At 64.7% G+C, this 12,895-nt stretch carries 13 protein-coding genes; 5 read left to right on the top strand and 8 right to left on the bottom strand.

The window, feature by feature from the left end; translation table 11 throughout:
• Positions 1 to 90 precede the first annotated feature (90 nt).
• Positions 91 to 297: a cold-shock protein gene (locus B6V76_RS14820; protein ID WP_075775516.1), complete on the top strand. Its 207-nt coding sequence runs from the start codon at positions 91 to 93 to the stop codon at positions 295 to 297.
• Positions 298 to 389: 92 nt separating this feature from the next.
• Here B6V76_RS14820 and B6V76_RS14815 read toward each other — a convergent pair whose 3' ends face one another.
• The 5 genes from B6V76_RS14815 to proS all read right to left on the bottom strand — a co-directional run bounded on the left by B6V76_RS14815 (position 390) and on the right by proS (position 4,672).
• Positions 390 to 713 (bottom strand): ArsC/Spx/MgsR family protein, encoded by a 324-nt coding sequence (locus B6V76_RS14815; protein WP_075775517.1) that lies wholly within the window; start codon positions 711 to 713, stop codon positions 390 to 392.
• Positions 710 to 1,393: an ABC transporter ATP-binding protein gene (locus tag B6V76_RS14810; RefSeq protein WP_088727806.1), complete on the bottom strand. Its 684-nt coding sequence runs from the start codon at positions 1,391 to 1,393 to the stop codon at positions 710 to 712. Before B6V76_RS14810 ends, B6V76_RS14815 begins: the two co-directional genes overlap by 4 nt.
• The gene (locus B6V76_RS14805) at positions 1,386 to 2,678 is read right to left on the bottom strand and encodes a lipoprotein-releasing ABC transporter permease subunit (RefSeq protein WP_088720312.1); all 1,293 of its coding nucleotides are present in this window, start codon (positions 2,676 to 2,678) and stop codon (positions 1,386 to 1,388) included. The genes B6V76_RS14810 and B6V76_RS14805 overlap by 8 nt, the downstream gene beginning before the upstream one ends.
• A 145-nt stretch (positions 2,679 to 2,823) precedes the next feature.
• Positions 2,824 to 3,348, bottom strand: a complete 525-nt coding sequence (locus B6V76_RS14800) for a hypothetical protein (protein ID WP_088727805.1) — start codon at positions 3,346 to 3,348, stop codon at positions 2,824 to 2,826.
• Complete coding sequence (proS, locus tag B6V76_RS14795) at positions 3,335 to 4,672, bottom strand: proline--tRNA ligase (RefSeq protein WP_075775521.1); 1,338 nt, start codon at positions 4,670 to 4,672, stop codon at positions 3,335 to 3,337. The genes B6V76_RS14800 and proS overlap by 14 nt, the downstream gene beginning before the upstream one ends.
• A gap of 235 nt (positions 4,673 to 4,907) precedes the next feature.
• On the opposite strand from proS, the gene B6V76_RS14790 reads away from it, so the two are divergent.
• Genes B6V76_RS14790 through B6V76_RS14775 form a run of 4 tightly spaced genes read left to right on the top strand, consistent with a single transcriptional unit; the run spans position 4,908 to position 10,533 of the window.
• Complete coding sequence (locus B6V76_RS14790) at positions 4,908 to 6,050, top strand: AI-2E family transporter (protein ID WP_088727804.1); 1,143 nt, start codon at positions 4,908 to 4,910, stop codon at positions 6,048 to 6,050.
• Positions 6,051 to 6,052: 2 nt separating this feature from the next.
• Positions 6,053 to 6,727 (top strand): DnaA/Hda family protein, encoded by a 675-nt coding sequence (locus B6V76_RS14785; protein WP_088727803.1) that lies wholly within the window; start codon positions 6,053 to 6,055, stop codon positions 6,725 to 6,727.
• A 50-nt stretch (positions 6,728 to 6,777) separates the two neighbouring features.
• Positions 6,778 to 8,943 (top strand): RNA degradosome polyphosphate kinase, encoded by a 2,166-nt coding sequence (locus B6V76_RS14780; RefSeq protein ID WP_075775523.1) that lies wholly within the window; start codon positions 6,778 to 6,780, stop codon positions 8,941 to 8,943.
• A 39-nt stretch (positions 8,944 to 8,982) separates the two neighbouring features.
• Entirely contained in the window at positions 8,983 to 10,533 is a 1,551-nt protein-coding gene (locus B6V76_RS14775; RefSeq protein WP_075775524.1) for a Ppx/GppA family phosphatase, read from the top strand.
• On the opposite strand, the gene B6V76_RS14770 is transcribed toward B6V76_RS14775, so the two are convergent.
• From B6V76_RS14770 to B6V76_RS14760, 3 genes are read right to left on the bottom strand one after another with little or no spacing between them, the layout of a single operon-like run.
• The gene (locus B6V76_RS14770) at positions 10,530 to 10,958 is read right to left on the bottom strand and encodes an AAA+ family ATPase (protein WP_240497144.1); all 429 of its coding nucleotides are present in this window, start codon (positions 10,956 to 10,958) and stop codon (positions 10,530 to 10,532) included. The two genes, B6V76_RS14775 and B6V76_RS14770, sit on opposite strands and share 4 nt — an antisense overlap.
• 45 nt (positions 10,959 to 11,003) lie before the next feature.
• Positions 11,004 to 12,011: an endonuclease/exonuclease/phosphatase family protein gene (locus tag B6V76_RS14765; RefSeq protein ID WP_088727802.1), complete on the bottom strand. Its 1,008-nt coding sequence runs from the start codon at positions 12,009 to 12,011 to the stop codon at positions 11,004 to 11,006.
• Entirely contained in the window at positions 12,011 to 12,697 is a 687-nt protein-coding gene (locus tag B6V76_RS14760) for a TerB family tellurite resistance protein (protein WP_075775730.1), read from the bottom strand. Before B6V76_RS14760 ends, B6V76_RS14765 begins: the two co-directional genes overlap by 1 nt.
• Positions 12,698 to 12,895 lie beyond the last annotated feature (198 nt).

Here is a 12,895-nt window from a genome sequence, read left to right as displayed (position 1 = left end):
CTGAAAAAGGCAGCCGGAAGACCCGAAAGAGACTGGCTGCACGGCCCGGACGCAATATCGCGCCGGGAGACTACGAAGGAGAAGACGGTAATGGCCACTGGCACCGTGAAATGGTTCAATTCCACCAAGGGTTATGGCTTCATCGCGCCTGACGAAGGCGGCAAGGACGTGTTCGTGCACATCTCTGCTGTCGAACGTGCGGGTCTCAAGGGGCTCGATGACAATCAGAAGATCCAATATGAGCTGCAGTCGGGTCGCGACGGCCGCTCCTCGGCATCGGATCTGGTCCTGCTCTGATCGGGCGATCGGACGGCAAGGATTTGGAACGGCGCGCATCACGGGATGCGCGCCGTTTTTCTTTTGTCAACGTTAAGTGCGCAAGGGCGCAGTCAGAGCCATTCGGCCTGTGTGGCCTTCGCCCAGCCCAGCGTCAGCTTGTCGCCCTCGCGGATCACCGGGCGCTTCATCAGCGCGGGATGTTCGCCCAGCAGAACGGCGACAGGCTTTTCGCGCTCACTCTCGGGCAGATTGCGCCACGTCGTCGATGCACGGTTGACGATCTTGTCGCCGAACGCGCTTTCGAATTCTGCGACCTCAGCCGCCGTCAAAGGCTCTGCCCGCACATCGCGGAACTCCACGTCGCGCCCGGCCGCTTCCAAGGCCTTGCGCGCCTTGCGCACTGTGTCGCAGGTCGAAATCCCATAAACGATCATATCCCCTCCTCCAGCGCGCCGTTCTCCAGGTGCAACACGCGGTCCATCTTGGCGGCGAGCTCCATGTTATGCGTCGCGATCAGCGCCGACAGGCCCGTCTCGCGCACCAGCCCCATCAGCACGTCGAACACCGTGTCCGAGGTGGTCGGGTCGAGGTTGCCGGTAGGCTCGTCGGCCAGCAACAGGCTCGGCCCGTTCGCGAGCGCCCTGCAGAACGCCACACGTTGCTGCTCGCCACCCGATAGCGCCGAGGGGCGGTGATCCATCCGGCCCGCCATACCGACGCGGCTCAAGAGGTCCTTCGCCCGCCCTTCCGCGGCCTTGCGGCTGACGCCATTGGCCAGCTGCGGCAGCACGATATTCTCCACCGCCGAGAACTCCGGAAGCAGGTGGTGAAACTGGTAGACGAAGCCCAGCTTCTCGCGCCGCGCCGCCGTGCGTTTGCCGTCGCGCGCGCCGGTCAGATCCTCGCCATCGATCAGCACCCGACCGGAATCGGGCGTGTCCAGCAGCCCCGCGATATGCAGAAGCGTCGACTTGCCCGCCCCCGAAGGCGCGACCAGCGCCACGACCTGCCCTTTCGGAATGGTCAGATCCAGACCTTTGAGCACCGTGATCTCGTTCGGCTTGCCCCGGTTGTAGCACTTTTCCAACTGTTCGCAGATCAGCACGTCATTCATAGCGCAGCGCCTCCACCGGGTTCATGCGCGCGGCACGGCGCGCCGGGAAGATGGTCACGATGAAGCTCAGCGCCAGCGACAGCGTCACCGCCTTGGTCACGTCCCAGGGCTGCAATTTCGCGGGCAGATGGTAGATGCCGCGGATCGACGGATCCCATGCATCGCCGCCATTGAGCCAGTTTACGAAGCCCATGACGTGGTCGATATTCACCGAGAACAGCACCCCGATCGCCAGCCCCGCGAGCGTCCCGATCACCCCGGTGAACGCGCCGCAAAGGAAGAAGACCCGCAGGATCGAACCCTCGCTAAGCCCCATCGTGCGCAGGATGCCGATGTCGCGACCCTTGTTCTTCACCAACATGATCAGTCCCGATGTGATGTTCATCGACGCGATCAGCACGAGGATCGAGAGGATGATGAACATTACGTTGTCTTCGACCGTCAGCGCGCGCAGGAAGCTCGACGATGCGTCCTTCCATGTCCACAAAAGCGTGCCCTTGCCGCTCGCATCCATGATCGCGGGCTCCCATTCGGCGATGCGCTCGGGATCGGCCACGTCCACGTCGATCTCATCGACCCCGCCCTCGCGGTTGAAGAAGCTCTGCGCCTCCTTGAAGGGCATATAAAGCCGCGTCTGGTCGATATCGTAACGCCCGGCCGAGAAAACATAGGAGACCTTGTAGGCGTTCACGCGCGGGCTTGTGCCCGACGGAGTCTTCGCCCCATTGGGCGAAATCACCTTGACCGTGTCGCCCACCGTCACGCCCAGATCGCGCGCCATGCCGATGCCGATCGCGATGCCTTCACCGTAATTGTCGATATCGCCCTGCGCATCTTCGGAATGCGCGATATTGGGGATGTTCTTCAGATCCGAAAGCGCCAGACCGTAGACATCCGCCACGTTGGAACGATCGCCGAAGCTGACCATCGCCTGACCGCGCACCGCCGGCGCGGCGCTCACCACGCCCGGGATAGCCTTGATCCGATCGGTGCGCTCGGCATAGTCGCGGATCAGCTTGGAATAGACACCCGAGCCCTCCGCCACTTCCATCGGTGCGGAATAGACGGTGATCTGCGGATTCGAACCGACGATGGTCGAGACGAACTCGGCGCGAAAGCCCGCGCGCACGGCCAACGTCGCGATCAGGGCGGCCACGCCAAGCGCGATGCCGATCAGGGAAATCCATGTCATGACCGAGACGCCACCTTCGGCGCGGCGCGCGCGCAGGTAGCGCCATGCGATCATGAACTCGAAACGGGAAAACGGGGCAGTGCGTGCGGCCATCGGCTCCATCCACGAAAATTCGGCGCAAGCTGGCGCGGCGGGGTCGAAAGGTCAAGCCTGCGCCCGGTCATAGCGGCGAGAGCGCGCCTCTTCGGCTTGGTCGAAATATCCCGGGGGCGCCCGGAACGGGCGGGGGCAGAGCCCCCTATTTGCAGCCCAGCGTGCCGGGCACATCCGCCAGAAGCGGTGCCATCGCCTCGGCCAGATCGGCGGGGTAATCGGTCTGCACCGAGGCAAGCACCGCCTCGCCCGCGCACTCGAGCCGCTGCGTCTTGCGCAGCGTCACCTTGCCGAACACGTCCTTGGAGCGGATCGCAAACCCGTCTTCGGTCATCTCGTCCGACAGCACCGTATCGCCATCGAGCAGGATCGTGTGCAGGAGTTGTTCATGCGCGGCCGTAAGGTCCGCGCCCGCATCGGCATGGGCACGCAGCGCGACATGGGCGGTCTTGTGCGGGTCGATATCGGGCGCGGAGAACAGGATGCCGCCGCCAGGCATCTCGTCCGACGTCCAGCCCTTCGGCACCCTGGCCGAAATACCGAGCGCATCGCTCGACCACGGCACGAGACCTTGGCCGGCGCCCTGCCCCGTGCCTTCGGCCAGAGCGGGCCCGGCGAGCAAGCCCGCCGCGACCGCGCTGGCGGCAAGGATCAGATCAAAGCCCTTCATAGATGCCCACGATCTTCTCGACCGCCTCTTCAGCCGGCATCTCCTCGCTCTCGCCGGTGCGGCGGCAGGTCAGTTCAACCTTGTTGGCCGCGATCCCGCGCGGACCGACGGTAATGCGCCACGGCAGGCCGATCAGGTCCATGGTGGCAAATTTCGCGCCCGCGCGCTCTTCGCGGTCGTCATAGAGCGGGTCGAGCCCGTGGTCGAGGAACGCGCGGTAGAGCGCCTCGCAGGCGCTGTCGCAGCTGACATCGCCCTGCTTGAGGTTGACGATGCCAACATGGAACGGCGTCACGCCCTCGGGCCAGATGATGCCCTTGTCGTCGTGGTTCGCCTCGATCAGCGCGCCGACGAGACGGCTCACGCCGATCCCGTGCGAGCCCATATGGACCGGCACCTTCGCGCCATCCGGGGTCTGAACGGTTGCGCCCAATGCCTCGGAATATTGCGTGCCGAAATAGAAGATCTGGCCGACCTCGATCCCGCGCGCGACGCGGCGACGCTCTTCGGGGACCTCGTTGAAGACCGCCTCGTCATGGGTCTCGTCGGTGCGGGCATAGCGCGAGGTGAACTCCTCCAGCACGCCCTGGCACTGCGCCACGTCGTCATAATCGATTTCGCGGTCGCCGAAGGTCAGATCGGTGATCTCGCTGTCGTAGAACACCTCCGACTCGCCCGTTTCGGCCAGCACGAGGAATTCATGGGTGTAATCGCCGCCGATCGGGCCGCTATCGGCGCGCATCGGGATCGCCTGCAGGCCCATGCGCTCATAGGTGCGCAGGTAGCTGACGAGGTGGCGGTTATAGGCGTGCAGCGCGTCTTCCTTCGACAGATCGAAGTTGTAGCCGTCCTTCATCAGGAATTCGCGGCCGCGCATCACGCCGAAGCGCGGGCGGATCTCGTCGCGGAATTTCCACTGGATCTGATAGAGCGTCAGCGGCAGCTGCTTGTAGCTAGAGACATGGGCGCGGAAGATGTCGGTCACCATCTCCTCGGCCGTGGGCGAGTAAAGCATATCGCGGCCCTGCCGGTCGGTGATCCGCAGCATCTCTTCGCCATAGCCGTCATAACGGCCCGACTCGCGCCACAGATCGGCCGATTGCAGCGTCGGCATCTGGATCGCGAGGTGGCCGGCGCGCGCCTGCTCTTCGTGCACGATCTGCTCGATCCGGCGCAGCACCTTGAAGCCCATCGGCAGCCAGGAATAGATCCCGGCCTGCTGCTGCTTGATCATACCCGCACGCAGCATCAGCCGATGCGAGGCGATCTGCGCCTCGGCGGGGGTTTCCTTGAGAACGGGAAGAAAATAGCGGGACAGGCGCATGAGCGGTCCTTCGAGGGTTGGTGTCAGACGTTGCGTTTGGCCTAGAGGAAACGGGGGCGTTGGGCAAGATGGTGGCGTCGGACGCGGGTGTCGCATATGAGGGGCTCCGCCCCTGGCGCATCCGCGCCTCCCCCGGGATATTTCCGCCAAGAGGAAGGGGCACGCGCGCCCAAGTCTTGATTTCCCACCGCATTTCGCCACGTTAGAGCGAACGCACCGCCGAGAAGGACCACGCATGGCCCTGCCTGCCCGCCAGCAAGTCACCTATTGGTCCGTCGCCGCCTTGGTGCTGGTCCTGTCGCTGTGGTGGCTGGGAAATGTCATCCTGCCCTTCATCATGGGCGGCGCGATCGCTTATTTCCTCGACCCGCTGGCCGACCGGCTGGAGAAGCTTGGCCTGAGCCGCGCGGCCTCCACCGCGATCATCGGGCTGGTGACGGTGCTGATCTTCGTGATCCTTGCACTGGCCGTGGTGCCGATGCTGGCGCGTCAGCTGGCGCAGCTGGTTGCGCTGGCGCCCGATCTTCTGTCGTCGTTGCAGGCCTTCCTGAACGAGCGGTTCCCCAACCTCCTGCAGAACTCGGTCGTGAACGACACGCTCAACAGCCTCGGCGGCGCAATCAAGGCGCGGGGCGGCGAGCTGGCGGCGACTCTGCTGAGTTCGGCGATGACGCTGGTCAACGTCGTCGTCTTCATCGTCGTGGTGCCGGTCGTGGCCTTCTACATGCTGCTCGACTGGGACCGGATGGTGGCCAAGATCGATGGCTGGCTGCCGCGCGATCACGTCCAGACGATCCGCACCATCGCGCGCGACATCGACCGGGTACTTTCGGGCTTCGTGCGCGGCCAGGTCACGGTCTGCCTCGTGCTCGGCGGCTTCTACGCGATCGCGCTGATGGCGGCGGGGCTCGATTTCGGTCTGCTGGTGGGGTCGGTCGCCGGCGCGCTGACCTTCATCCCCTATATCGGCGCGATCATCGGCGGAACGCTCGCCATCGGCCTCGCGCTGTTCCAGTTCTGGGGCGAGTGGTTCAATATCGGCATCGTGGCAGGCATCTTCGTGCTCGGCCAGTTTCTCGAAGGCAATTTCGTCACTCCCAAACTCGTGGGCGATTCGGTCGGGCTGCATCCGCTCTGGCTGATCTTCGCGCTGTCCGCTTTCGGCACTTTGTTCGGTTTTGTGGGCATGTTGGTCGCCGTTCCCGTCGCTGCGGTGATCGGAGTGGTTGCGCGCTTCTTCATCGACCAATATCTGCAAGGGGCGCTTTACCGAGGGCAAACGGAGCGCGAGCCAACAGCCCATCCGCCGGTCTCCCTGATCAACGAGGAGACCGGGGAAGTGACGGGCGCGACCGAGACGACCGAACACGAGAACTGAGAATGGCCGAGCAGTTGACCTTCCCGCTTCACCTGCGTTCTGCGCAGGGGCGTGAAGACTTCTTCATCTCCCCAGCCAATGCGCTGGCCGTGACGACCCTCGACGCGCCCGAAACATGGCCGCTGGGCCGGATGATCCTGATCGGGCCGGAGGGCGCGGGCAAGACGCATCTCGCGACGATCTGGGCCGACGAACAAGGCGCGGAGATTCTGCCCGCCCGCAATCTCACCGAAGATATGGCCCCCGCGCTGGTCGCCAAGGGCGCCGCCGTGATCGAGCGGGCCGAAACGCTCGGCACCGACGAGGCGGGGCAACGCGCGCTCTTTCACCTGCACAACCTGATGCAGGCCGAAGGCGGGCGGCTTCTTCTGACCGCGCGCACACCGCCCCGCGACTGGGGATTGAGCCTGCCCGACCTGATCAGCCGGATGGAAGCGACGGCGACGGTGCGCATCACGCCGCCTGATGACGCGCTGCTGGCGGCCGTCCTGGTGAAGCTGTTCTCCGACCGGCAACTGACCGTGCCGCCAAACCTGATCGGCTGGCTGGTGACGCGGATGGACCGCTCTCTCGCGACCGCGCGCAAACTGGTCGCGGCGCTCGATCGGCAGGCACTCGCACAGCGCCGCGCGATCACGCAAAGACTAGCCGCCGAGGTTCTGGACAGTCTCGATTGAGCCGCGCAAACTGTCATGGAGCCATTACAAAATCCAACGATAAGCGCGCCATGACCCAAGCAGATTTCCTCAAGACCCCCTTCCCCACGCCGATCACGCTGCCCGAGGCGGAGATCAGCGGCCCCGGTCGTTTCTTCAACCGGGAACTGAGCTGGCTGGCGTTCAACTGGCGGGTTCTGGAAGAGGCGCGCAACCCGCGTGTGCCGCTGCTGGAGCGCGTGCGTTTCCTGTCGATCTCGGCCACCAACCTCGACGAATTCTACACCGTGCGCGTCGCGGGCCTGATGGAGCTTGTGCGCGAGAGCAACGTGAACCCCTCCGATGACGGGCTCACCCCCGCCGAGCAGCTGGAGAAGATCAACGCCAACGCGCGGCGGTTGATGGACACGCAGCAGGCGACGTGGTCAGCGCTCAAGCGCGAGATGGATCACGAGGGCATCCATGTCGTCACCCGCTCGCGTCTGACCAAGCGCGATCTCGACTTCCTGTCGGATCACTTCCTCAACAACGTCTTCCCGGTGCTCTCGCCGCTGGCGATCGACCCGGCCCACCCTTTCCCTTTCATCCCGAATACCGGCTTCTGCCTCGCGCTGGAACTGGAGCGCGAAAGCGACCAGCGCCGGTTGCAGGCGCTGCTGCCGATCCCGGCCCAGATCGACCGCTTCGTGCGCCTGCCGGGCGAGGCGCGGTTCCTGCCGCTCGAGCAGCTTCTGATGCTGCATCTGAGCTCGCTCTTCCCGGGCTACAAGGATGTGGGCTCGTGCTCGTTCCGGGTGCTGCGCGACAGCGATCTGGAAGTCGAGGACGAGGCCGAAGATCTCGTGCGCGAGTTCGAGACCGCGCTGAAGCGCCGCCGCCGCGGTCAGGTCATCCGCATGTCGGTCTCGCCGGGCGCGCCGGAAGACCTGCAGGCGCTGGTGATGCGCGAGTTGCATGTCGATCCCGAAGAGGTGGTCGAGGAAAAGGGCCTCGTGGGCATCGCCGATGTGAAGGAACTGATCCTCGGCGAGCGCCCCGATCTGCTCTGGCCGCCCTTCATGCCGCGCGTGCCCGAACGCGTGCAGGACCACGAGGGCGACATGTTCGCCGCGATCAAGCAGAAGGATATCCTTCTGCACCATCCCTACGAGACCTTCGATCTGGTGGTGCGCTTCATCGATCAGGCGGCGAACGATCCCAACGTGCTGGCGATCAAGCAGACGCTCTATCGGACGTCGAAAGACAGCCCCGTCGTGTCGTCGCTCTGCGAGGCGGCGGAGAATGGCAAATCCGTGACCGCGCTCGTGGAGTTGAAGGCCCGGTTCGACGAGGCCGCCAATATCCGCCAGTCGCGGCGGCTGGAGCGCGCAGGCGCCCATGTCGTCTACGGGTTCATCAACTACAAGACCCACGCCAAGATCTCGACCGTGGTGCGCCGCGAGGGCGACCATCTCGTGACCTATACGCATTACGGCACCGGCAACTACCACCCGATCACGGCGAAGATTTACACCGATTTGAGCTTCTTTACCTGCGATGCCGCGCTCGGGCGCGATGCGACCAAGGTCTTCAACTACCTCTCGGGCTATGTGCAGCCCGAGGGTCTCGAAAACATCGCGATCTCGCCAATCACGCTGAAGCCGCGCCTGCTGCAGTTGATCGACCGCGAGATCGAACACGCCAAGGCGGGAAAACCCGCGGCGATCTGGGCGAAGATGAATTCGCTGATCGAATCCGACGTGATCGACGCCCTCTACAAGGCCTCGCAGGCGGGGGTGAAAATCTCTCTCGTGATCCGCGGCATCTGCGGCATCCGCCCTGGCATCAAGGGCCTGTCCGAGAATATCCGCGTGAAATCCATCGTCGGGCGGTTCCTCGAACACTCGCGCATCGTGTGCTTCGGTAATGGCCATGCCCTGCCGTCGAACGACGCGCGCGTGTTCTTCTCCTCCGCCGACTGGATGGGGCGCAACCTCAACCGCCGGGTGGAGACGCTGGTCGAGGCCAAGAACCCCACGGTGAAGGCGCAGATCGTCAGCCAGATCATGGCGGCGAACATGGCCGACGAGGCGCAAAGCTGGATTTTGCAGCCCGACGGCAAGTTCATCCGCCACCTGCCCGACGACCGCGAGGACCTGTTCTCCTGCCACCGGTTCTTCATGGAATACCCCTCGCTCTCGGGCCGCGGTTCCGCTGGGGCAAGCGATGTTCCCGAACTTGCCCATAGCTTCGACTAGCCCTAGCTTTGGGGTCGAACGACTCGAACGGACGGGCACATGAGCAAAGACAAAGCGGCGCCGGCACTCGATGACAGCGACGATTGGGACCCGTTCGGCCAACCTCTCTTCGACGATCCGTCCGTGCGCGCGCTCTCGCGCGTCGGCGTCGTCGATATCGGCTCGAACTCGATCCGGATGGTGGTGTTCGACGGCGCGGCGCGCAGCCCGGCCTATTTCTTCAACGAGAAGGTCATGGCGGGTCTCGGTCAAGGTCTCGCAGAGACTGGCCAGCTGAACCCCGAGGGGCGCGAGCGCGGCCTGATCGCGCTCAAACGCTTTGCCGCGCTCGCCGAAGGGATGGAGATCGGCCCGCTCACCTGCGTCGCGACCGCCGCGATGCGCGACGCCGAGGACGGCCCTGAGTTTCACCGCAAGATCGAGAAAGAGACCGGCCTCAAGGTCCATATCGTCGACGGGCTCGAAGAGGCGCGCCTTTCCGCGCAAGGGGTGCTACTTGGCTGGCCCGAGGCCGAAGGCCTCGTCTGCGATATCGGTGGCAACTCGATGGAATTGGCCGAGATTCGCGGCGGCAAGGTCTGGCGCCGTGCCACCTCGCAGCTCGGCCCCTTCCGCCTGCAGCAGATCGCGGGCGGCAAGAAGGCCATCACCGCGCATATTCAGGCGACGATGCAGGAGTTGGCCGAGAAGGTCGGGACCGAGCATGAACGCATCTATCTCGTCGGCGGCTCGTGGCGCGCCATCGCGCGTCTCGACATGGAACGGCGCGACTATCCGCTGCTGGTGATGCACGAATACCGGATGAAGCCCGACGAGCTGGGCGAGACGATCGACTGGATCGGCAAGTCCGACCTCGAGAAGCTGCGCGCCAATACCGGCACCTCCGCCGCGCGGATGGAACTGGTCCCGCTCGCGAGCCAGGTGCTGCGCGAGTTGATCGCGACCTTCCAGCCCAAGGAGATCGACGTCTCCGCCTACGGGATCCGCGAAGGGCTGCTTTACGAGCAGATGCCCGAACGCCTGCGCCGCCGCGATCCGCTGGTGGAGGCCGCGCGCCATACCGAGCGCGTGATGAGCCGGATGCCCGGCTTCGGCAAGAAGCTCCACGCCTTCATCGAGCCGATCTTCGGGCCGCTCCCGCCCGAGAAATTCCGCCTCGTGCGCGCGGCCTGCCTGCTGCATGACACGACGTGGCGCACCCATCCCGATTACCGCGCCGAGGCCTGTTTCGAGAACGTCACCCGAGCGAACTATTCGGCCATGTCCCACCCCGAGCGGATCTGGCTCGGCGTGGCGCTCCTGCACCGCTACAAGAACTCGCGCAACGGCTCGCGGCTGGAGCCGTTCCTGCCGCTGCTGACCGAGGAGCAGATCCAGGAGGCGGAAGTTCTGGGCAAGGCGATGCGCTTCGGCGCGATGTTCGCGACCCACAGCCCCGCCGATGCGGGCGAGTTGAAATATTCCGCCAAGAAGGGCGTTTTGGAGCTGAAGCTGACCAAGCGCGGCAAGGCGCTCATGGGCGAGGTCGCCGAGTCGCGCTTCCGCTCGCTCGCGGGCGCGCTGAAGGCAGATCCGATCATCACGGATTAAAGCTCGATCCCGCCCTCCGGGATCTCAATCGGCCCGCCTTGCTCCGGGTCGTCTTTTTGCGGCGCATCCTCCGGCGGCTCGGTCATCAGGGGCGGCGGCGGCGGTGCATCCGGGTCGCGCCGCATGATGATATCGCCATTGGGCAGGCGCTCGGGCGCGCCGTAATTCGCCATATCGTCGACCAGCGCGAGGAACTGGCGCAGCTTCGGCCCCAACTGGGCCGCGGCCTCCCCCAAGCCTTTCTGCATCTCGTCGAGCTGCGGCTTCATCTCTCCCATCAGCCCGCGAAACAGCGTCTGCGCCCCTTCCTGCAACAAGGAGAATCCGCGATCGACATCGCCGCCAGCGTCGGCCCCTTCATCCTGCGCGGAGACGGGCGTGGCCAGAAGGGCGAACGAGAGAGCGATGACGAGCGGCTGTTTCATGGCTCCGATCCTACGCGGAAGCGGGACGAAAATCACGCCCCTCGCTCAATCGATATCGACCGAGACAGGAAAATGATCGGAGGCCTGCAACAGCGCCTCGCGCAGCTCGGGCACGCGGTAGATATGCGGATCGTCGAACGGGTGCCAGATTCTCCACGCCGTCGCCCGCGCCGCCAGATCGGGTGAGAGCATCACGTAATCCAGCATGGCCGAGAAATACTTCTTCTGATCCACGAGATAGAACCGCGCGGAACTGGGCGCGGCGGCCGTATGATGGGCTTTCGACAGCCGCGCATGCGGGTCGCGGAGGCGCACCGCGTCGGGCCCACCCTCGCCCGCGACGATCTCGACGCCCGAGCGCCCGAACAGCTTCTCGTACTCGTCGAGCCCCGGACCGTCGTTGAAATCGCCGAGCACGATCAGGCTGTCGCCCGCCGCCAGATGCTCCTCCACGCGGCCCCGGATCCAGATCGACTGTGCCAGCTGCTTGCGCCGGTTCTCGATCGCCATGCGGGTCGCCGTCTCCAGGCTCGTCGCGCCATGCGGAGCTTTCGACTTCACATGCACGCCGATCATCCGCATCACCTCCCCGGACCGCGCCCCCAGAACGACTTCCAGGGGCGGCTTGGAAAAGGTGACCGTATCCATCCGCGCATCGATATCGAGGTCGATCCGGAGACTGCCGTCGAAACGCGGCCACGCCTCCGAGCTTTGCGGATCATGCCGCGCCGTCACAACATCGGGGTCATAAAGCAGCGCCAGTTCCTGCTGTGTGTCGTTGGAAAAGCCTAGAAGCGCGCGCCGCTGACGCAGCCCGAAGCGCTCCGCAAAGGCTTCGAGCATATCGACCGTCTTGTGGCGGTGGTTGTCGTCGGGCGCCTCGACCACCAGAAGCACATCGGCCTCCAGCGCGCTCATCACTATCGCGATCGCCCCGGTCTGCTGGCTGCGCGTCACATTGTAGCGCGCCGACCACTGATCATCGTCGAGAAGCGCCCCGTTGCGATCGAAAAGGCTGTTGAACCACTCGATATTCCAAGTGGCGATCCGCATCAGGCGTCCGCATGGCTGGCGCGGATTTCCTCCCAGGCCTTGTTGAGCGCGATCACCCGCGCCTGCGACAGCTGCACCGCCTCTTCCGGCAGGCCGCGAGCAATCGCCCGGTCGGGATGGGCCTCGCGCACCTTGTTGCGCCAGACCTTGCGCACTTCGGGAAGCGGCGTGCCCGGTTCGACCTCGAGCACCGACCACGGATCGGGATCGGCATCCTCCACGAAGGCGGAACGCATCGCACGGAAACAGCATTCCTCCAGCCCGAAGATCCGCGCGACTTCCAGCAGGAAGGCATCCTCGCCCTCGTGGTAATCGCCATCGGCCAGCGCGATGAAGAACAGCCCTTCCAACACGTCTTTCAGAACGTCCGCGCCGGGACCAAACATGTTGGCGATCTTGCGGGCATAGGCGTCGAAACCCGCCACATCGGTGCGCGCCATGTTGAAGACGCGCGCGGCATTGGCTTCCTCTTCCGGCGGGATCTGGAAGATGCGCCGGAACGCCGCGACCTCGTCGCGCGTCACCTGCCCATCCGCCTTTGCCATCTTCGCCCCCAGCGCGATCACCGCGATGGTGAAGGCGACAGAACGCTCCGGCGGCTGGCGCAGATTGTCGAAAACGGTCGACAACGCCTCGCCCCGCCCGAGAGCGGAGAGTGCTTGCGCGATGCGCGACCAGAGAGAAATGGGCCTGTCCATGGTTCAAGTTTAGCCGCGCTGCGGCGGAAATGCACCCGCGCAAATCCGGCCTGTGATTAAATCGTTGTAATATTTTGAATGAACGGCGGCGCGCAGAGTTCCCCCGCGCGCCGCTTAAGACCTATCAAGGTCGAAGTTCGGGCTTGACCAAATATCCCGGGGGGCGCTTCAGCGCGGGGGCAGAGC

It is taken from the genome of Thioclava sp. IC9, from assembly GCF_002213225.1.
Taxonomy (GTDB): Bacteria; Pseudomonadota; Alphaproteobacteria; order Rhodobacterales; family Rhodobacteraceae; genus Thioclava; species Thioclava nitratireducens.
This window is presented reverse-complemented; position numbering and strand designations above follow the sequence as displayed.

Excerpts from the sequence above, each read along its gene's own strand:
- B6V76_RS14820 (WP_075775516.1), top strand. The coding sequence starts at position 91 with ATGGCCACTGGCACCGTGAAATGGTTCAATTCCACCAAGGGTTATGGC.
- B6V76_RS14780 (WP_075775523.1), top strand. The coding sequence starts at position 6,778 with ATGACCCAAGCAGATTTCCTCAAGACCCCCTTCCCCACGCCGATCACG.
- B6V76_RS14805 (WP_088720312.1), bottom strand. The coding sequence starts at position 2,678 with ATGGCCGCACGCACTGCCCCGTTTTCCCGTTTCGAGTTCATGATCGCA.
- B6V76_RS14815 (WP_075775517.1), bottom strand. The coding sequence starts at position 713 with ATGATCGTTTATGGGATTTCGACCTGCGACACAGTGCGCAAGGCGCGC.
- B6V76_RS14790 (WP_088727804.1), top strand. The coding sequence starts at position 4,908 with ATGGCCCTGCCTGCCCGCCAGCAAGTCACCTATTGGTCCGTCGCCGCC.
- proS (WP_075775521.1), bottom strand. The coding sequence starts at position 4,672 with ATGCGCCTGTCCCGCTATTTTCTTCCCGTTCTCAAGGAAACCCCCGCC.
- B6V76_RS14765 (WP_088727802.1), bottom strand. The coding sequence starts at position 12,011 with ATGCGGATCGCCACTTGGAATATCGAGTGGTTCAACAGCCTTTTCGAT.
- B6V76_RS14770 (WP_240497144.1), bottom strand. The coding sequence starts at position 10,958 with ATGAAACAGCCGCTCGTCATCGCTCTCTCGTTCGCCCTTCTGGCCACG.
- B6V76_RS14785 (WP_088727803.1), top strand. The coding sequence starts at position 6,053 with ATGGCCGAGCAGTTGACCTTCCCGCTTCACCTGCGTTCTGCGCAGGGG.
- B6V76_RS14775 (WP_075775524.1), top strand. The coding sequence starts at position 8,983 with ATGAGCAAAGACAAAGCGGCGCCGGCACTCGATGACAGCGACGATTGG.
- B6V76_RS14800 (WP_088727805.1), bottom strand. The coding sequence starts at position 3,348 with ATGAAGGGCTTTGATCTGATCCTTGCCGCCAGCGCGGTCGCGGCGGGC.
- B6V76_RS14810 (WP_088727806.1), bottom strand. The coding sequence starts at position 1,393 with ATGAATGACGTGCTGATCTGCGAACAGTTGGAAAAGTGCTACAACCGG.